This is a genomic window from Allgaiera indica, assembly GCF_900106675.1.
In the GTDB taxonomy this organism is placed as follows: Bacteria; Pseudomonadota; Alphaproteobacteria; order Rhodobacterales; family Rhodobacteraceae; genus Acidimangrovimonas; species Acidimangrovimonas indica.
Map to the genome: position 1 here is coordinate 1 of NZ_FNOB01000028.1, position 16958 is coordinate 16958.

16 protein-coding genes are annotated in these 16958 nt (G+C 67.0%); 9 read left to right on the forward strand and 7 right to left on the reverse strand.

Translation table 11 applies throughout. The features are described from left to right. The first annotated feature begins 465 nt into the window (after positions 1–465). Together BLV97_RS17930 and BLV97_RS17935 are read left to right on the forward strand one after the other, a co-directional pair. Positions 466–852, forward strand: coding sequence for a nuclear transport factor 2 family protein (locus tag BLV97_RS17930; protein ID WP_035838937.1), 387 nt, complete (start codon positions 466–468; stop codon positions 850–852). Positions 853–1177: 325 nt separating this feature from the next. Then, positions 1178–2140 (forward strand): glucokinase, encoded by a 963-nt coding sequence (locus BLV97_RS17935; protein WP_035838940.1) that lies wholly within the window; start codon positions 1178–1180, stop codon positions 2138–2140. A gap of 69 nt (positions 2141–2209) precedes the next feature. Here the strand turns inward: BLV97_RS17935 and BLV97_RS17940 are convergent, their stop codons facing one another. After that, complete coding sequence (locus BLV97_RS17940; RefSeq protein ID WP_035838944.1) at positions 2210–3841, reverse strand: alpha-D-glucose phosphate-specific phosphoglucomutase; 1632 nt, start codon at positions 3839–3841, stop codon at positions 2210–2212. 540 nt (positions 3842–4381) lie between these two features. Here BLV97_RS17940 and BLV97_RS17945 point away from each other — a divergent pair. The 6 genes from BLV97_RS17945 to BLV97_RS17970 all read left to right on the forward strand — a co-directional run bounded on the left by BLV97_RS17945 (position 4382) and on the right by BLV97_RS17970 (position 8610). After that, positions 4382–4837: a GNAT family N-acetyltransferase gene (locus tag BLV97_RS17945; RefSeq protein ID WP_035838947.1), complete on the forward strand. Its 456-nt coding sequence runs from the start codon at positions 4382–4384 to the stop codon at positions 4835–4837. Then, entirely contained in the window at positions 4834–6237 is a 1404-nt protein-coding gene (locus BLV97_RS17950; protein WP_081824921.1) for a DUF2927 domain-containing protein, read from the forward strand. The genes BLV97_RS17945 and BLV97_RS17950 overlap by 4 nt, the downstream gene beginning before the upstream one ends. A gap of 24 nt (positions 6238–6261) precedes the next feature. Beyond that, entirely contained in the window at positions 6262–6426 is a 165-nt protein-coding gene (locus BLV97_RS21280) for a hypothetical protein (protein ID WP_092164176.1), read from the forward strand. Between the two features lie 5 nt (positions 6427–6431). Then, on the forward strand, positions 6432–7616 hold the full coding sequence (locus BLV97_RS17960; protein ID WP_035838950.1) for a vWA domain-containing protein: 1185 nt from the start codon (positions 6432–6434) through the stop codon (positions 7614–7616). A 152-nt stretch (positions 7617–7768) separates the two neighbouring features. Further along, positions 7769–7990 carry a hypothetical protein gene (locus tag BLV97_RS17965; RefSeq protein ID WP_143037579.1) on the forward strand — a complete coding sequence of 74 codons (222 nt, stop codon included), beginning with the start codon at positions 7769–7771 and terminating at the stop codon, positions 7988–7990. Continuing rightward, on the forward strand, positions 7987–8610 hold the full coding sequence (locus BLV97_RS17970) for a DedA family protein (RefSeq protein ID WP_051645884.1): 624 nt from the start codon (positions 7987–7989) through the stop codon (positions 8608–8610). The genes BLV97_RS17965 and BLV97_RS17970 overlap by 4 nt, the downstream gene beginning before the upstream one ends. A gap of 18 nt (positions 8611–8628) precedes the next feature. Here the strand turns inward: BLV97_RS17970 and BLV97_RS17975 are convergent, their stop codons facing one another. The 6 genes from BLV97_RS17975 to BLV97_RS18000 form a co-directional block, all read right to left on the reverse strand. Further along, positions 8629–9129: a holin family protein gene (locus tag BLV97_RS17975; RefSeq protein ID WP_035838952.1), complete on the reverse strand. Its 501-nt coding sequence runs from the start codon at positions 9127–9129 to the stop codon at positions 8629–8631. After that, positions 9120–9731 (reverse strand): holin-associated N-acetylmuramidase, encoded by a 612-nt coding sequence (locus tag BLV97_RS17980; RefSeq protein ID WP_035838954.1) that lies wholly within the window; start codon positions 9729–9731, stop codon positions 9120–9122. Before BLV97_RS17980 ends, BLV97_RS17975 begins: the two co-directional genes overlap by 10 nt. A gap of 243 nt (positions 9732–9974) precedes the next feature. Beyond that, positions 9975–10424 carry a cytochrome c maturation protein CcmE gene (gene ccmE, locus BLV97_RS17985; protein ID WP_035838957.1) on the reverse strand — a complete coding sequence of 150 codons (450 nt, stop codon included), beginning with the start codon at positions 10422–10424 and terminating at the stop codon, positions 9975–9977. A gap of 110 nt (positions 10425–10534) precedes the next feature. Continuing rightward, positions 10535–11347, reverse strand: a complete 813-nt coding sequence (locus BLV97_RS17990; RefSeq protein ID WP_035838960.1) for a glutamate racemase — start codon at positions 11345–11347, stop codon at positions 10535–10537. Between the two features lie 35 nt (positions 11348–11382). Next, complete coding sequence (locus BLV97_RS17995) at positions 11383–12252, reverse strand: lysophospholipid acyltransferase family protein (protein WP_035838963.1); 870 nt, start codon at positions 12250–12252, stop codon at positions 11383–11385. 115 nt (positions 12253–12367) lie between these two features. After that, on the reverse strand, positions 12368–15790 hold the full coding sequence (locus BLV97_RS18000; RefSeq protein ID WP_035838966.1) for an indolepyruvate ferredoxin oxidoreductase family protein: 3423 nt from the start codon (positions 15788–15790) through the stop codon (positions 12368–12370). 158 nt (positions 15791–15948) lie between these two features. Here BLV97_RS18000 and BLV97_RS18005 point away from each other — a divergent pair, with 158 nt between their 5' ends. Next, on the forward strand, positions 15949–16860 hold the full coding sequence (locus BLV97_RS18005) for a LysR family transcriptional regulator (protein WP_035838969.1): 912 nt from the start codon (positions 15949–15951) through the stop codon (positions 16858–16860). The last annotated feature ends 98 nt before the right edge of the window (positions 16861–16958 follow it).

Here is a 16958-nt window from a genome sequence, read left to right on the forward strand (position 1 = left end):
ATTGGCAGAGAAATGATATCAATCAACCCGATCAGCAGGTGCAACGAGTAGCTTAATTTACGCCAGATCCTGTCCAAGAGACGGGGAGTAGCTCAGCCATCGTCGCACGGATCAATGGCGCCCGAACGGTGCACAGCCCTTTGCAATAAATGGTGCATGTTGATGCCAAACTTCTTGTGGGTACAAGGTCATGTCGAACAACGGCTCCCGAAGATTTCTTCGGGAGCTTTTTGTGAGGAAGGTTGACTGAGCGGATGAAGCGGCCATTTGGCCGAACACGAATTGCCTTCTCGCGCCGCCAGTGATATCGGGCCCTCCATGATCAGTCAGCACATCCAGCTTACTCAAGGCACCTATTACCGCCGCTCCTGAGGCGGTGGATGGTGTTGCTGATCCAAACCGCCGTGATTGGGCGGTTTGCTTCTTCGGACACCCCCGGTCGCGGCTCTTTCAATGGAGCTTGAAATGACGACCAGACAGCTTTGCATCGACTATCTAAAAGCTCTGAACGAGGGAAATCTCGCGGATGTGCGCGGCCTCTTCAGCGACAACGCGAAAGTTGTATCCCCGCTCTATGGGGTGCTAGACGCCTTTGATTTCTATGCCGATCTTTTCAAAGATACGAACAGATCCGAAACCTCGTTACTGAATGTGTTCGACTCGTCCGAAATGTCGAAATCGGTTGCCCTTCACTTCCGATACGAATGGACCTTGGCTGACGGTAAGCTGGTGTCGTTTGAATGTGTTGATGTGTTTGAACTGAACGATGCGCGAGATCGGTTCGAGAAACTGACGATCATCTATGACACCGCACCGCTTCGGCAGGACTTCGACAATCTCAGACGCACGTGAGCAACCCGCGTGGCCCGAGTGTTAATGGATGCGCTCGGGCCTCAACGGCGGAAACGGGCTCGAAGCCGCCGTTACGCTCCGCGTTTTCGTGGTTCTCACCTACACAATTTATTGCAAAGGGCTGGAAGCGGTGCCCCCTGGGGTCTTTGTGCCGGAAAGAAGGACGGGGCCGCCCGCGTTCGGGCCGCGCGAAGCTTGCGGGGCGGCGGTTCCCGCGGCGGGGAAGCCACGGGCAGGCCTGCTCCGGCACGGCTTGCCCTTGGCCGCAAAGCCGCCTATCACCCGCGCCACACCCCGCGATCCCGCCCACGACCCCCGGCTTGCAATGTCTGAAAACGCCCTCACCGCCCCCGTCCTGGTCGCTGACATCGGCGGGACCAATACCCGCGTCGCGCTGGCCGACGGCGCGGTGGTACGGCCGGAATCGGTGCGCAGGTTCCGCAATGCCGATTATCCCGGGCTGGAGCCGCTGCTTGCCGAGTTTCTTGCCGAGGCCCCGCTCCGCTGCCAGGGCGCCTGCATCGCCACCGCGGGCCCGGTGCGCGACGGCGTGGCGCGGTTGACCAACCTGCCCTGGGTCATGGACGGCGCGGCCCTGACGCGCGTCACCGGCTGCGCGCGGGTGGCGATCCTCAACGATCTGCAGGCCCAGGGTCACGCGCTGGACCATCTGCCCGCCGGGGCGCTGCGAGAGATCATCCCAGGCGCCCCGGTCCGCGCCGGCACGACGCCCGCGCGGCTGGTGGTGGGGGTGGGCACCGGCTTCAACGCCGCCGTGGTGCATGATCTGGCGGGCGGGCGGCTGGTCACCGCCTCGGAATGCGGCCAGGCCAGCCTGCCGCTGCACGACGAGGCCGATCTGGCGCTGGCCCGCGCGCTCGGCGATGCGCATGGCTTCGCCGGCGTCGAATCGGTGCTGTCCGGCCGCGGGCTGGAGGCATTGTACCGCTTCATCGCGGCAGGCCAGACCCGCGCCGCGGCCGAAATCATGCAAGGCTTCGAGGCGGGCAGCGACCCGCGCGCCGAGGAAACCGCCCGCCGCTTCGTGCGCTTCCTGGGCGCGGTGACCGGGGATCTGGCGCTGATCCACCTGCCCTTCGGAGGGATCCATCTTTGCGGCGGCGTGGCGCGGGCCTTCGCGCCGCATCTGGTGCGGCTGGGCTATCCGGCGGCCTTTACCGACAAGGGGCGGTTTTCGGGGCTGGTCAAGGAATTCGCCGTGAAGGTGATCGAGGACGATTACGCGGCCCTCACCGGCTGCGCCGCCTATCTGGCCGCGGCGGGCTGACCACCCCCCGCGCTGGCCCTGCCCTGGCCCCGCCGAAGCCCGGCCGCACCCTGCGCCCGCGCGCCCGCTTCAGGTGATCACGTTCGGCTGGTCGCGGCCGATATGGTGGCGGATCGCGGCCAGGTCATGGGCCGCGCGGATCACCGGAGCCAGGGCCTCTTGCGGGTCCAGCCCGTGGCGCGCGGGATCGGGTTCGTGCCGTTCCAGATACAGCCGCAATGTCGCGCCCTCGGTCCCCGTGCCCGACAGCCGCAGCACCATCCGAGCGCCGCCCTCGAACAGGATCCGCACCCCCTGGCCGCGGCTGACCGATCCGTCAACTGGATCGGTATAGGCGAAATCATCGGCCTCGATGACGCGCAGCCCCTCGACCTCGGTTCCCGGCAGGGTGGGCAGATCGGCGTGCAGTTCGCTCATCATCTGTTGGGCATCCTCGGTCGGGATCGCCTCGAAATCGTGGCGCGAATAATAGTTGCGCCCATATCTGGCCCAATGCGCTGCCAGGATCTCGTCCACCCCCTCGCCCCGCACCGCCAGGATGTTGAGCCACAGCAACACCGCCCAAAGGCCATCCTTCTCGCGCACATGGTCCGAGCCGGTGCCAAAGCTTTCCTCGCCGCAGATCGTGGCGTGGCCGGCATCCAGAAGATTGCCGAAGAATTTCCAGCCCGTGGGCGTCTCATGGGTGGCGACGCCCAGATCGCGCGCCACCAGATCGACGGCGGCCGAGGTCGGCATCGACCGCGCCACTCCCTTCAGCCCGGCGCGGTAGCCCGGCGCCAGATGGGCATTGGCCGCCAGCACCGCCAGGCTGTCGGAGGGAGAGACATAGAGCCCCCGCCCCAGCACCATGTTGCGGTCGCCGTCCCCGTCCGAGGCCGCGCCGAAATCGGGCGCGTCCTCGCCCATCATCTCGTCCATCAGGGCGCTGGCCCAGGTGGGGTTCGGATCGGGATGCAGGCCGCCGAAATCGGGCAGCGGCGTGGCATGGGTCACGGTGCCCTCGGCCATACCCAGGCGCCGTTCCAGGATCTCGCGCGCATAGGGGCCGGTCACCGCGTTCATCGCATCGAACCGCATCCGGAATCCGCCCGCGACCAGCCCCCGGATCGCTTCGAAATCGAACAGGTTTTCCATCAGGTCCGCGTAATCCGAGACCGGATCGACCACCTCGATGCGCATCCCCTCCAGCACCTTGGTTCCGGGCGCCGAGAGATCGACATTGGGGCCGTCGCTGATGTGGTAGCGGGTGATCGCCCGGGTTCGCGCATGGATCGCCTCGGTCACGGTCTCGGGCGCCGGGCCGCCGTTGGCGATGTTGTACTTGACGCCGAAGTCCGCGGCGGGCCCGCCCGGGTTGTGGCTGGCCGACAGGATGATGCCGCCGTCCGCGCCGCGCTGGCGGATCAGATGCGACGCCGCCGGGGTGGACAGCAGCGCCCCCTGCCCGACGATCACCTTCGCCGCACCGTTGGCCGCGGCCATCTTCAGGATCGTCTGCGCCGCGCGGTCGGTGAAATAGCGCCCGTCGCCGCCCAGCACGAAGGTCTTGCCCCGCGCGCCGCCGATCGCGTCGAAGATCGCCTGCACGAAATTCTGCAGGTAATGCTTGCCCATGAATATCTGGGTCTTCTTGCGCAGGCCCGAGGTGCCGGGCTTTTGCCCCGTGATCGGCTGGGTCGGATGGGTGACGGCGGGCATGTCGGGCCTTCCTTCTGGGGGCCACCGGGGCGGGGGCCAAAGATGTCGCGCCGCGCGGGGCGCGCCGGGATGGAGGATGTCAAAGAAGCCGCCGGGGGGCAACGGGGGCCAGCAGGGAACAGCTGGAGACCAGCGGGCTGCACGGCCGGGGAATTCCGGAGAGGACCGCATGGGCAGGGGGAACGGCCGACGCTGGGCGCGCGCGTGGGGTGCGCCGCCCGGCGGGGGGGCTGGCCATTCATGGCGCGGCATTCCCCCTTGGCGCTGGAATGATCGGGCCTGCCAGTCGCCAGCCCGCCTCGACGACGCCATGCCTCGGGCGGGTCGAGACAAAGCCCGCACGGCGCCCCGGTGCCCGTGGCGCGTACCGGGTGACAAGTGGGCTCGACGGATCGGGCAGGCCCATCTGTCACATGGTGCGCCCTGTGGTGCTTCCTGTGGGAAGGCACGCACCCTGCCTGCTTCGCCCCCGGCGGGCACTTGGCCTTCCCTCGCCGTGGCGCGGCCCGTATCATGGCGCCACCGCCACAGGAGAACACCATGCCGGGGACCTCGCTGACCATCCGCCCCCTTGCCGCCAGCGACGAGGCCGCCTGGCGCGGGCTCTGGGCCGGCTATCTGGAATATTACGAAACCCGCGTTCCCGAAGCGGTCTATCAAAGCACCTTCGCCCGGCTGCGGTCCGGCGAGGATCACGAATTCCAGGGCCTGATCGCACATCTCGGCGACCGGCCCGTGGGCCTTGTCCATTACCTTTTCCACCGCAATTGCTGGAAGATCGAGAACGTCTGTTACCTGCAGGATCTGTTCACCGAGCGCGCCGCGCGTGGCCAGGGCGTGGCGCGGGCGCTGATCGAGGCGGTCTATGCCCGCGCCGATGCCGCCGGCGCGCCTGCGGTCTATTGGCTCACCCAGGAATTCAACTATCGGGGGCGGATGCTCTATGACAAGGTCGGGATGAAAACCCCCTTCATCCGCTACAACCGGCCCGTATGACCCGCCCCGCCAGCGCCCGCCCTACCCCGCCCCTCTTCGCTGTGGCCCTCGGGCTGGGGCTGGCGCTGCTGGCCGGCTGTGCCCCGGCGCCGGTGCAGCCCCCCGGCGAAAGCGCGCGCGCCGCGCGCCCCGTCATCCGCCCCGCGATGCCGCTGCCGCCGATGAAACGCTTCGGACGCTATCAGGCGCAGCCGGTGACCCTTAGCAACACCGATCTGGCGCGTGATTTCCTTGATCTGAGCTTCAGCCTCGAAAGCGGCCGCCCGCTGCCCTGGATGAGCCGCTTCGAAGGCCCCGTCACCCTTGCGCTGCGCGGGCCGGTGCCGGCGACCGCGCCGCGCGACCTGGAGGTCCTGCTGTCGCGGCTGCGGACCGAGGCGCGCATTCCCATCCACCGCACCGATGGCCCGGCCAATATCACCGTCGAATTCCTGCCCCGCGCGCGCCTGCAGGCGCTGGCGCCGCAGGCGGCCTGTTTCGTGGCGCCCTCGGTCAGTTCCTGGGCGGAATTTCGCCGTGCGCGCGGGTCGGCGGGCGCCACCTGGGCCGCGCTTGTCCAGCGCCGCCGGCTGGCCGTCTTCATTCCCTCGGACACCAGCCCGCAAGAGGTGCGCGACTGCCTGAACGAGGAAATCGCCCAGGCGCTGGGGCCGCTGGACGATCTGTACCGGCTGACCGATTCCGTCTTTGACGACGACAATTTCCAGAACGTGCTGACCGGCTTCGACATGCTGATGCTGCGCCTCTACTACGCGCCGGAACTGCCCAGCGGCACCACCCGCGCCGAGGCCGCCGAACGGCTGCCCGCGATCCTGGCGCGGATCAACCCGCGCGGCCAGACGATCGCGCCCCGCCCCGCACCCACGCCCACCCCGCGGGCCTGGATCTCGGCCATCGAAACCGCTCTGGGTGCCCATACCACCGAACCCCGCCGCCGCGCCGCCGCCCAAACCGCCGTGGCGATCGCCCAGTCCCGGGGCTGGCAGGACGCGCGCATGGCGTTCTCGCTGTTCGTGCTGGGCCGGATCGAGCGGGTCGACGAACCAGAACAGGCGCTGCAGGCGCTGCGCGCGGCCCGCGCGCTTTATGCGCGCCTGCCCGATACCGCGGTCCAGCGCGCCCATGTCGACATGCAGCTGGCCGCCTATGCGCTGGCCGCCGAACAGCCCGACCGGGCCCTGAAGCTGATCGACGCGGCACGCCCGGTGGCCCTGCGCGCCCAGAACGCCGCCCTTCTGGCGACGCTGCTCTTGATGCGCTCGGATGCGCTGATGATGCAAGGCCAGCGCGCCGCGGCACGGGCGGCGCGGCTCGACAGCATCGGCTGGGCGCGCTATGGCTTCGGAACCGAGCGCGCCATCCTCTACCGGATGGAGCAGATCGCCAGCCTGTCCGGCTGAGGCCGCGCGCGGCAGGGAGGACCCATGATCGTCATTGCCGGGTTGGTTCTAGGCGGCCTTTGGGGCGGGATGCTGGCGCGGCGGCGCGGCGGCGCGCGGCTGGACATCGCCCAATACGCGGCGGTCTACGCGATCCTCTTCGGGGTGCTCGGCATGATCGCCACGATCGCATTGGAAAGGCTGCTCTGACAGAGATGTTCGTTCCGTTCTTCGAAAATCTGCGCCGCGCCGGGGTTCCTGTCAGCCTGCGCGAATATCTGGTCTTCCTGGAAGGAATGCGCGCCGAGCTGGCGCTTTACGATATCGAAACCTTCTACTACCTCGCGCGGCTGACGATGGTGAAGGACGAGCGCCACATCGACCGGTTCGACCGTGCCTTCGCAGCCTCGTTCAAGGGCGTTCAGGAAATCCCCGCCGAGGCGGTGATCGAGGCGCTGGACCTGCCCGCCGACTGGCTGGCGAAAATGGCCGAAAAGCATCTGACCCCCGAGGAACGCGCCGAAATCAAGGCGCTCGGCGGCTTCGAGAAGCTGATGGAAACCCTGCGCGAGCGGCTGAAGGAACAACAGGGCCGGCACCAGGGCGGCAGCAAATGGGTCGGCACCGCCGGCACCTCGCCCTTCGGCGCCTATGGCTACAACCCCGAGGGCGTGCGCATCGGCCAGAAGGAAGGCCGCCATGGCCGCGCCGTGAAGGTCTGGGACAAGCGCGAGTTTCGCAATCTCGACGACACGGTCGAACTGGGCACCCGCAACATCAAGGTGGCGCTGAAGCGCCTGCGCCGCTGGGCCCGCGACGGCGCCGATGAGGAACTGGACCTTGACGGCACGATCCGCGCCACGGCCGAGCACGGCTATCTGGATGTCCAGACCCGGCCCGAGCGGCGCAACGCGGTGAAGGTGCTTCTGTTTCTCGACGTCGGCGGCTCGATGGACCCCTATGTGAAGGTGGTCGAGGAGTTGTTCAGCGCCGCGCGCGCCGAGTTCAAGCATCTGGAGCATTTCTACTTCCACAACTGCCTGTATGAGGGCGTCTGGCGCGACAATCGCCGCCGCTGGGACGCGCAGACCTCGACGGCGGAACTGCTGCGCACCTATGGCCATGATTACAAATGCATCTTCGTGGGCGATGCCAACATGTCGCCCTATGAGGTCACCCACCCGGGTGGCGCCAACGAGCACTGGAACCAGGAAGCCGGCGCCGTCTGGCTGGCCCGCGCGATCCAGCAATGGCCGGCGTCGCTGTGGATCAACCCGACGCCGGAACGCTATTGGGAGACCTCGCATTCGATCCGCCTGATCCGGCGGATCTTCGAGGATCGCATGGTTCCGATGACGCTGGAAGGCATCGGCCGCGGCATCCGGGACTTGGGCCGCTGAGCGCGCTGGCGCATCTGTGGCGCCATCACCGCGCAGCACTTCTGGCCTTCGTTCTAGCCGCCGGTGTGACGCTGGGCTTCGCGGTCCGAACCGCCGTTTTCACGATCCATTGGTCCGATCCCGCGCATCACGAACAACCCCTGGCGGGCTGGATGACGCCGCGCTATATCGCGCGCTCCTGGCATGTGCCGCCGCAAACCGTGGTGCAGGCGCTGGGGCTGGCACCCGGACGCGGCCATCCCGAACCGCTGGACGTTCTGGCAAGGAAGGCGGGGATCCCACTGACCCGGGCGATCGCCCAGGTGCGGGCCGCGATCGCGCGTGAACGGGCCGCGAAGGGGGATCCTGCCAGGGATCGGGCCAGCCGCCCATGACCGGAACCTTCCTGTCCCTGATCCCGGAATACGGGCTTTGGCTGGTCGCGGCGACGACCTATCTGTCGTGCCTGGCGCTGCCGGTGCCGTCGTCGCTGATGATGCTGGCGGCGGGGGGCTTCGTGGCCTCGGGCGATCTGCGCCTGCTGCCGACGCTGGGCGCGGCCTTCCTGGGCGCAGTCGCGGGCGATCAGACCGGATTTGCGCTGGGGCGCCGGGGCGGGCCCGGGCTGATCGCGCGGCTGAAAAGGCACGCGCGCCGGGCCGCCCTGATCGCGCGGGCCGAGGCGCTGATGGCGCGGCATGGCGCCCTTGGGGTCTTCCTGTCGCGCTGGCTGTTCTCGCCGCTGGGGCCGTGGATGAACTTCGCCGCCGGGGGCGCGGGCCTGCCCTGGCGGCGGTTCACCGTTTCCGGCATCGCCGGAGAGGCGCTTTGGGTTGCCCTCTATATCGGCGCGGGGATGATCTTCGCAGGCAACATCACCGCGGCGAACGAGGTTCTGGGGTCCTCGCTGGGCCTGGTCGCGGCTGGCACGGCGACGCTGGCGCTGGGGATCTGGCTGCGCTGGGCCTTGCTGCATCAGCATCAGCACCCCCACCGTGGACAAGAAGGCGACTGACACCAGCGCGGGGCGGATCTATTTCCCCTTGCGCCAGTCTTCGAGCGCCGCGTTCGGCCCGGCCGCGTGATCTTGGGCCCCGGCGGGCGGGTTGTCCGTGGCCACGGCCGGACCGGCCAGTCGCCCCCGGCGGAAGTAATGCGCCTCTCGCGCGCCGAAATAGAAGCTCACGATCGCCCCAAGCAGCCACCACAGCGGCTCTGGCACCTCCTGCAGGCCGATCATGCGCCGCGCGAACCCCGCCGGCGAGACCATCGCATAGACGAACAGCCCCAGCGTGCCGAACGCCAGCATCGGACGCGGCAGGCGGTTGAGCGCATTGACGAAAACGTCGAACCAGCCCGCCCGGGGGGTGGCGAATTCGGCGCCGGCTTCGGCCAGGGCGGCCATGTAGGCCTCATGCGACAGGGTCATCTCGCGGGTCTTGTTGGCGGTGAAGACCTCGGCCACGCCGCGCGCGGCATTGCCGAAGGCGGTGGTGGCGGCGGCGCCGCCGAAAAGCTGGTTGATCAGGCCCATGCGGCTGTCCTTTGCTGAAACTGTTCGGCGCTCAGGCGGTAGCGCGGCGCCATGAAGGCCTCGGCCCGGCGGATCCAGCCGCCCTTGGCCCCGGCGCGGGTGCGGGCGTATTTGCGGCTTGCGGGGCGGGCATCGGCCAGGCGGAAATAGTAGTTGCGCCGGGCGATCGCATAGGCGTCGGCGATATGATCGGGCGCCGCCGCCGCCGCCGCGCGGGCCTGGGCGATGGTCCGCGGCCCGACGATCCCATCATCGGCGCAGGCATAGCCCATCTCGCCCAGCAGCCGCTGCAGGATCCGCACCGCGTTGGAACCCGCGTTCACATACATGTCGAACACCGAAGGCTGCAGCGCCGCCGGCAGCGCATCCAGCCGCGGCGCGCGGAAATAATGCTGCACGAAGATATCGACCGCCCGTCCACGGGTCAGCCGTTGCAGATCGCGGCTGTCGACCTTGCCGTCGCCGGTCAGGTCTATCCCCAGCCGCTTCATCGTCGCCAGTGTCACGCCATATTTGGTGGCGCCGCCGGGATCGTCGGGATCGTCGACATAGCCGCCCTCGCGCGCCACGATCTTTGCGGCGATTTCTTGAACTGTGGGCATCGCGCCCTCCCGATCCGTTGCTGACCGGCAAGAGCGTGGCGCCGCGGCGTTAACGGCGGCTGATCAGGGCGTGCGGTGGGTGGGGGAAGACGCGTCGATCATGCAACGGACCGGCCCGGAAGGCCCCGGGTCATGCCCCGCCAAAGGCCGCACGAAATACGCGTGCCGCCGTTCTTTCCGGAATGAGGATCGCGAAGGGCGCGTACGCAGGGCGCGCGGACGCGAGGGGCGCGGACGATTTGGTCAGCTCGACCCTTTGGGCGCCACGTAGGTGCCCTGCTTCTTCAGCGCATCGATCACTTCCTTGGGCATGTAGGTCGAATCATGCTTGGCCAGGATCTCGCGCGCCTCGAAGACGCCGTTCTTCATATGGCCGGTGGCGATCATCCCGGCGCCCTCGGCAAACAGATCGGGCAGCACGCCGGTGTAATGAACCGGCACCGCCTTGTTGCCATCCGTGACCTCGAAGGTGATAGTCTTGCCCTCGCCGCGCACCAGCGTGCCCTTCTCGACCAGGCCGCCGATGCGGAAGATCTCATTCGCCGGCGGCGCCTGTTCGGCCACCTGGGTGGGAGAGCGGAAATAATTGATCCCGCCGCGGAAGGCATAACCGACCAGGGCGCTCGACAGTGTCAGCGCCGCCGCGGCGACAATGATGATCTGGATCCTGCGCTTCTTCTTCAGCCCCTTCATCCGCTCCTCCGATCGACTCTTGCGGCGCGTCTCCTGCGCATCATACCGCCATATCGCCGTCGCGCCCAGAGGGTGCGGCGATGCGTTGCATCCCGCCCCCGGCGCGCCGATCAAGCCTGGTCGAAGCGGATCGAGTGGCGCAGGAACTTCGTCGCGCGCAAGGATACCGACTCCGGGTTGCCGGTGGTCAGGAAGCGCGACGCCTGCCCCGCCCCCAGCATGTCCGGATGGCGCCGCAGGTAGTCGGCCAGGCTTTCGGCCACCAGATCGGCCTGGCTGAAGACGGTCACGTCAGACCCCAGCGCCTGTTGGAAGGTTTCCTGCATCAGCGGGTAATGGGTGCAGCCCAAGACCGCCGCCTCGGGGCGCGGCATCCGCCGCTTGAGCGCCTCGACATGGCTCTTGACCAGCGCCTCGGCCAGGATCTCGTCGCCCGCCTCGATCGCATCGACGACGCCGCCGCAGGGCTGGGCCTCGACATCGACGCCGATGGCGCGGAAGGCCAGTTCGCGCTGAAAGGCGCGGCTTGACACCGTGGCGGGCGTGGCGAACAGCGCCACATGTTTCACCGCCACCTCGCGCGGGGGGGAATTGTCGCCCCACTGGCGCTCGGTGAGCGCCTCGATCAGCGGCACGAAAACCCCCAGCACGCGCTTGTCGGCAGGCAGCCAGGTTTCCTGCATCCGGCGCAGGGCGGCGGCCGAGGCGGTGTTGCACGCCAGGATCACCAGATCGCAGCCCTCGTCCCACAGCCGTTCGACCGCGGCGCAGGTGAGGTGAAAGATGTCGTCGGCGTCACGCACGCCATAGGGCGCGTGCAGGCTGTCGGCGAAATAGACGAAGGGTATGTCGGGCAGCCGCCGCGTCAGCGCCCCCAGCACGGTCAGGCCGCCAAGACCGGAATCGAAAACGCCAACCGCCATCGCGCCCCCTGCCTGCAGGCCGGGGCAAGCCCCTGTCACTGCTTGTGCTTATCCTCGAACTCGAAGCCATATTCGTAGGATCGAAGCGGCTCCGGGCTCAAGTCATATGTCGCGCGGCGCAGGAAATCCATCATCTGTTTGGCATCGGATTTCAGCGGCGCCAGCGCCGCGGCCGGGATCGGATCACCGATCGCCACCCGCACCGCGCCCCCCACCCGGGCGCGGAATTCCTTGATCAGCAGCGCCACCCGCAGCGTCGGATGCAGGTGGCTCATCAATTGGAACAGGCGCGAATTGTGGCCCTCGAAGAACACCGGCACCACCGTCGCGCCCGACCGCGCGATCATCTTGGCGGTGAAATTGCGCCAGCCCGGATCCATCGGCCGCCCGAAGGGCCGCGCCGCGGTGGACACCGTGCCACCAGGGAATACCCCGATCGCGCCGCCCTGGGCCAGATAGGCCAGCGCCTCGGCCCGTGTGCGCAGGTTCAGCGCCACCGCCTCCTTGGTTTCATCGAACGAGATCGGCAGGATGATGCGGTTCAATTCCTCGGCACGCTTGAAGACATTGTGCGCCAGAATGCGGAAATCGCCGCGCGCGCGGTCCAGAAGCAGCCCCAGCATCAGCCCGTCGAGAATGCCGTAGGGATGGTTCGACACCACAACCAGGGGCCCGGTGGCGGGGATGTTTTGCAGCGCGCCCGCCGTCACCTGCAGCCGCAGGCGGTAGCGCGCCGCCATCACCTCCCAGAAACTGCGGCCCTCGGCCACCTCGCGCTCATATCCCTTGGCGCGGCGGATCAGGCCGATCCGGCCGGTCGAATTCTCGATCGCGCGGATCAAGGCCCGGCCCGAGCGGGACCTGGCCGAATGGGAATAGCTGATCTCTCGGGTGGCCTGCGGCATCTGGGGTCTCTTCGGCGGGTCCGGTCAAGCGGAACTGGCATGAAATCGGGGCGCGTATAGCCGCGCGCGCCCCGAATCTCATCCGAAAAGATCACGGATTGTTGACGCCCCGCGCTTATTCCGCCGCGTGTTGCATCCCCGCCGCGCCCTTGCGGAAACGGGTAAGCATCTGCTCGCGCAGCTTCGCCACCTTCTCGGCGTTGGCGGCCTTGACTGGACCGAAGCCCCGCACCTTCAGCGGCAGTTCCGCGATCTGAACCGCGACCTCCAGGTTCTCGGCCGTCAGGTCGCGCAGCACCTCGTCCATGTCGGCCTCGTAGGCCTTGATCGCGTCGCGTTCGGCGCGGCGCTCGGCCGAACGCCCGAAGGGATCGAGCGGTGTCCCGCGCAGGCCCTTCATCTTCGCCATTACCGCGAACCAGCGCAGCATCCCCGGCCCGTAGGTCTTCTTCAGCGGGCGGCCGTCGGGGCCGTCCTTCGACAGAAGCGGAGGGGCCAGATGGAAGGACATCCTGAAATCGCCCTCGAACTCTTCGCGCGCCCTGGCGGCGGTTTCCAGATGCAGGCGCGCGACCTCATATTCGTCCTTGTAGGCCAGGGCCTTGTGATAGCCCTTGGCGACCGCCTCCTTCAGGCGGGCGTCGCCGATGCCGTCGACAAGCTTGCGGTAGCGCCGGGCCAGCCGCTTGCCCTGATACCTGGTCAGATGCTCGGCCCGGAAGGCGATCTTCTCTTCCAGGCTTTTCGGCAGGGCGATCACCTCGGGGGTGATCACCTTCTCGGCCTGGTCGGGATGAAGCGCCGCCCAGCGGCCCAGCTCGAACGCGCGCTTGTTGGCGTCCACCGCGGCGCCGTTCAGCGCAATCGCGGTCAGAATCGCGTCATGGCCGATCGGGATCAGGCCCATCTGCCAGGCGGCGCCGAACACCATCATGTTGGAATAGATCGAGTCGCCCATCAGCGCGCGGGCCAGTTCGGTCGCGTCGAACAGGCCCAGACGATCCTTCAGCCGCGCTTCAAGAGCAAGCTCCAACCTATCGGAAGGAATACGGAATTCCGTGTTTCGGGTGAATTCCCCGGTGACGATGTCGTGGCTGTTCACCACCGCGCCGGTGCGGCCCGTGGTCATCAGGCCCAGGGTCTTGGCCCCCGCCGTCACCACCAGATCGCCGCCGATCACCGCGTCGGCCTCGCCCACGGCCACACGGATCGCGCTGATATCCTCGGGGCGGTTGGCGATGCGGCAATGGATATGCACCGCGCCGCCCTTCTGCGCCAGGCCCGCCATCTCCATCATGCCGGCACCCTTGCCGTCGACATGGGCGGCCATCGCCATGATCGCGCCCACCGTCACAACACCGGTGCCGCCGACGCCGGTGATCACCACGTTATGGGTGCCGTTGATCGCGGGCAGTTCCGGCATCGGCAGATGCGGAATGTCGACCTCGACCGTCGCCGCCTTCTTCACCTTCGCCCCTTCGAGGGTGACAAACGACGGGCAAAACCCTTTCAGGCAAGAGAAATCCTTGTTGCACGACGATTGGTCGATGGCCCGCTTGCGGCCCAGTTCGGTTTCCACCGGCACGATCGAGACGCAGTTCGACTGCACCCCGCAATCGCCGCAGCCCTCGCAGACATCGGTGTTGATGAATACCCGCTTGTCGGGGTCGGGGAACTTGCCGCGCTTGCGGCGGCGGCGTTTCTCGGCGGCGCAGGTCTGGATGTAAACAATGGCCGATACGCCCCTGATCTTGCTGAATTTCTCTTGCACGGGCATGAGTTCCGCGCGCTCGTGCGTCTCGACGCCCGCGGGGAATTTCTTCAGATCGACCTCTTCCTTCTCGTCATAGACCACGGCGATGTGATTGACCCCCATCGCCTGGATCTCGCGCACGATGCGGTCGGCGGACAGATCGCCCTCGTTGGTCTGGCCTCCGGTCATCGCGACGGCGTCGTTGTAAAGGATCTTGTAGGTGATGTTGGTGCCCGCCGCGACGGCGGCGCGGATCGCCAGGATACCGGAATGGTTGTAGGTGCCATCGCCAAGGTTCTGGAACACATGATCGCGCGTCGAGAACAGCGATTCCCCGATCCAGTTCGCCCCCTCGCCGCCCATCTGGGTGAAGCCCATGGTCGAACGGTCCATCCACTGCACCATGTAGTGGCAGCCGATGCCTGCATAGGCACGCGACCCTTCGGGCACCTTGGTCGAGGTATTGTGCGGACAGCCCGAGCAGAAGTACGGCAGACGCGCCGCCAGATCCTGGGCGTTGTCGGCCTTGCGGGCGTCTTCCAGCTTGGTCATCGCGGCGCGGATACGGTCGGTGCCGCGATCTTCCTCGATGAAGATCTCGCCCAGCTTCTCGGCGATCATGATCGGGTCCAGCGCATAGCGCGTGGGGAACAGTTCGACCTGACGGCCGTGTTCCCAGCTGTCGCCCTTGTGCCAGCCATAGACGCGGCGACCGTTCCGGTCATCGAACAGCGTTTCCTTGACCTGCACCTCGATCAGCTTGCGCTTCTCCTCGACCACGATCACCAGATCGAGGCCCTCGGCCCATTCGTGGAAGCTTTCCATGTCCAGCGGGAAGGTCTGCGCGACCTTGTAGGTGGTGATGCCCAGACGCTCGGCCTCGGCCGCGTCTATGCCCAGCAGCGCCAGCGCGTGCTGCAGGTCGAGCCAGTTCTTGCCCGCCGCCACAAGGCCGATCTTCGCGCCCGGCCTGCCCCAGACACGCTTGTCGATTCTGTTCGCGCGGGCAAAGGCTTCGGCAGCGAACCTCTTGTAGTCGATCATCCGCGCTTCCTGCAGCACCGGCGTGTCGACCATGCGGATGTTGAGGCCCCCCATCGGCATCTTGAAATCCGGCGTGACGAAGCTTTGGCGGAACGGGTCGCCATCGACCACCGCGGTGGCCTCGATCGTGTCCTTCATGGTCTTCAGGCCGACCCAGACACCGGCAAAGCGGCTAAGCGCCCAGCCGTAGATCCCCAGATCCAGGATCTCCTGCACGCCTGCCGGGCTGACCACCGGCATATAGGCATCGACCATGGCCCAGTCGGACTGATGCAGCGTGGTCGAGCTTTCGCCGGTGTGGTCGTCGCCCATCGCCATCAGCACGCCGCCGTTGGGCGAGGTGCCGGCCATGTTGGCGTGGCGCATCACGTCGCCCGAGCGGTCCACCCCCGGCCCCTTGCCGTACCACAGCGCGAAGACGCCGTCATACTGGCCCTCGCCGCGCAGTTCGGCCTGCTGGCTGCCCCAGATCGCGGTGGCGGCGAGATCCTCGTTCAGTCCGGGCTGAAAACGGATATCGTTCTCGACCAGCAGCTTCTCGGCCCGGCCCATCTGCAGATCGACCGCGCCCAGCGGCGATCCGCGGTAGCCGGTGACATAGCCCGCCGTGTTCAGCCCCGCCTTCGCGTCGCGGGCCTTCTGCATCAGCATCAGCCGCACCAGCGCCTGGGTCCCGTTCAGCAGTACCGGGGATTTCGTCAGGTCAAAACGATCCGAGAGTTTCACATCCTGCTTGCCCATGAAGCACCTCCCATGCCCACTACGCATTCGCGTCATTATAGGTCACAAATCCTGACCTACAAAGCGAATATTCGAGCCATGCATCTATTGCAAGGCTGGTCTGCAACCTTATAACAGCCGCAAAGCAAACGGCCCTTGGGCCTAAAGATGGTTTCATCATGGACTGGGACAAGCTCAGAATCTTTCACGCGGTGGCCGACGCGGGCAGCCTGACCCATGCGGGAGAGGCCCTGCATCTGTCGCAATCCGCCGTGTCGCGCCAGATTCGCGCGCTGGAGGAAAGCCTGAACACCACCCTGTTCCACCGCCACGCACGGGGGCTGATTCTCACCGAACAGGGGGAATTGCTGTTCGACGCGACGACCGCGATGGTCAAGCGGCTCGATGCGGCCTCGGCCCGGATCCGCGACGCCGAGGACGAGGTGTTCGGCGAATTGCGCGTCACCACCACGATCGGCTTCGGCACGCTGTGGCTCGCGCCGCGCCTGTCGACGCTGTATGAGCGCTACCCCGACCTCAAGATCGACCTGATGCTGGAAGAGCGGGTGCTGGATCTGCCGATGCGCGAGGCCGACGTGGCGATCCGCATGAAGGAACCCAGCCAGGCCGACCTCATCCGCAAGCGGCTGATGAACATCCGCATGCGGCTTTACGCGTCGCGGAACTATCTGGCCGCGCGCGGCACGCCCGAGAAGCTGGAGGATCTCAGCCAGCACCGGCTGATCTGCCAGAACACCCAGGCCAGCCAGGTCGCGGCGGGGGCGGCGCTGGTGCAGACCTTGCTGGCCTATGACGTGCCCTCGACTCTGACGGTCAACAACTATTTCGGCGTCCTGCAAGGCGTGCTCAGCGATCTGGGCGTCGGCGTGCTGCCCGATTACCTGACCCATGACTTCCCCAACCTGGTGCGGGTGCTGCCGGATGTGGAATCGGGCGAGGTGCCGGTCTTTCTGGCCTATCCGGAAGAGCTGCGCCATTCCAAGCGCATCGCCGCCTTCCGCGATTTCGTCACCGAAGAGATCTTCGCCTACCGCAAGCACCAGCAGGAGCGAAACGAAAACGCAGCCTGAAGGTCACGCCCTCCCTGCCGGCACCGCGCCGGGGGCCCACCCACAGCCCCAAGTGGGATATTCCCGTCAACGCGAAAGCTGGGGATCTAGTGTCGCTT

Coding starts and splice junctions, on each gene's coding strand:
- BLV97_RS17940 (WP_035838944.1), bottom strand. CDS start 3,841: ATGCCCGCCGTCACCCATCCGACCCAGCCGATCACGGGGCAAAAGCCC.
- ccmE (WP_035838957.1), bottom strand. CDS start 10,424: ATGAAGGGGCTGAAGAAGAAGCGCAGGATCCAGATCATCATTGTCGCC.
- BLV97_RS17980 (WP_035838954.1), bottom strand. CDS start 9,731: ATGCCCACAGTTCAAGAAATCGCCGCAAAGATCGTGGCGCGCGAGGGC.
- BLV97_RS18000 (WP_035838966.1), bottom strand. CDS start 15,790: ATGGGCAAGCAGGATGTGAAACTCTCGGATCGTTTTGACCTGACGAAA.
- BLV97_RS17945 (WP_035838947.1), top strand. CDS start 4,382: ATGCCGGGGACCTCGCTGACCATCCGCCCCCTTGCCGCCAGCGACGAG.
- BLV97_RS17960 (WP_035838950.1), top strand. CDS start 6,432: ATGTTCGTTCCGTTCTTCGAAAATCTGCGCCGCGCCGGGGTTCCTGTC.
- BLV97_RS17950 (WP_081824921.1), top strand. CDS start 4,834: ATGACCCGCCCCGCCAGCGCCCGCCCTACCCCGCCCCTCTTCGCTGTG.
- BLV97_RS17935 (WP_035838940.1), top strand. CDS start 1,178: ATGTCTGAAAACGCCCTCACCGCCCCCGTCCTGGTCGCTGACATCGGC.
- BLV97_RS17995 (WP_035838963.1), bottom strand. CDS start 12,252: ATGCCGCAGGCCACCCGAGAGATCAGCTATTCCCATTCGGCCAGGTCC.
- BLV97_RS17930 (WP_035838937.1), top strand. CDS start 466: ATGACGACCAGACAGCTTTGCATCGACTATCTAAAAGCTCTGAACGAG.
- BLV97_RS17970 (WP_051645884.1), top strand. CDS start 7,987: ATGACCGGAACCTTCCTGTCCCTGATCCCGGAATACGGGCTTTGGCTG.
- BLV97_RS17965 (WP_143037579.1), top strand. CDS start 7,769: ATGACGCCGCGCTATATCGCGCGCTCCTGGCATGTGCCGCCGCAAACC.
- BLV97_RS17975 (WP_035838952.1), bottom strand. CDS start 9,129: ATGGGCCTGATCAACCAGCTTTTCGGCGGCGCCGCCGCCACCACCGCC.
- BLV97_RS21280 (WP_092164176.1), top strand. CDS start 6,262: ATGATCGTCATTGCCGGGTTGGTTCTAGGCGGCCTTTGGGGCGGGATG.
- BLV97_RS17990 (WP_035838960.1), bottom strand. CDS start 11,347: ATGGCGGTTGGCGTTTTCGATTCCGGTCTTGGCGGCCTGACCGTGCTG.
- BLV97_RS18005 (WP_035838969.1), top strand. CDS start 15,949: ATGGACTGGGACAAGCTCAGAATCTTTCACGCGGTGGCCGACGCGGGC.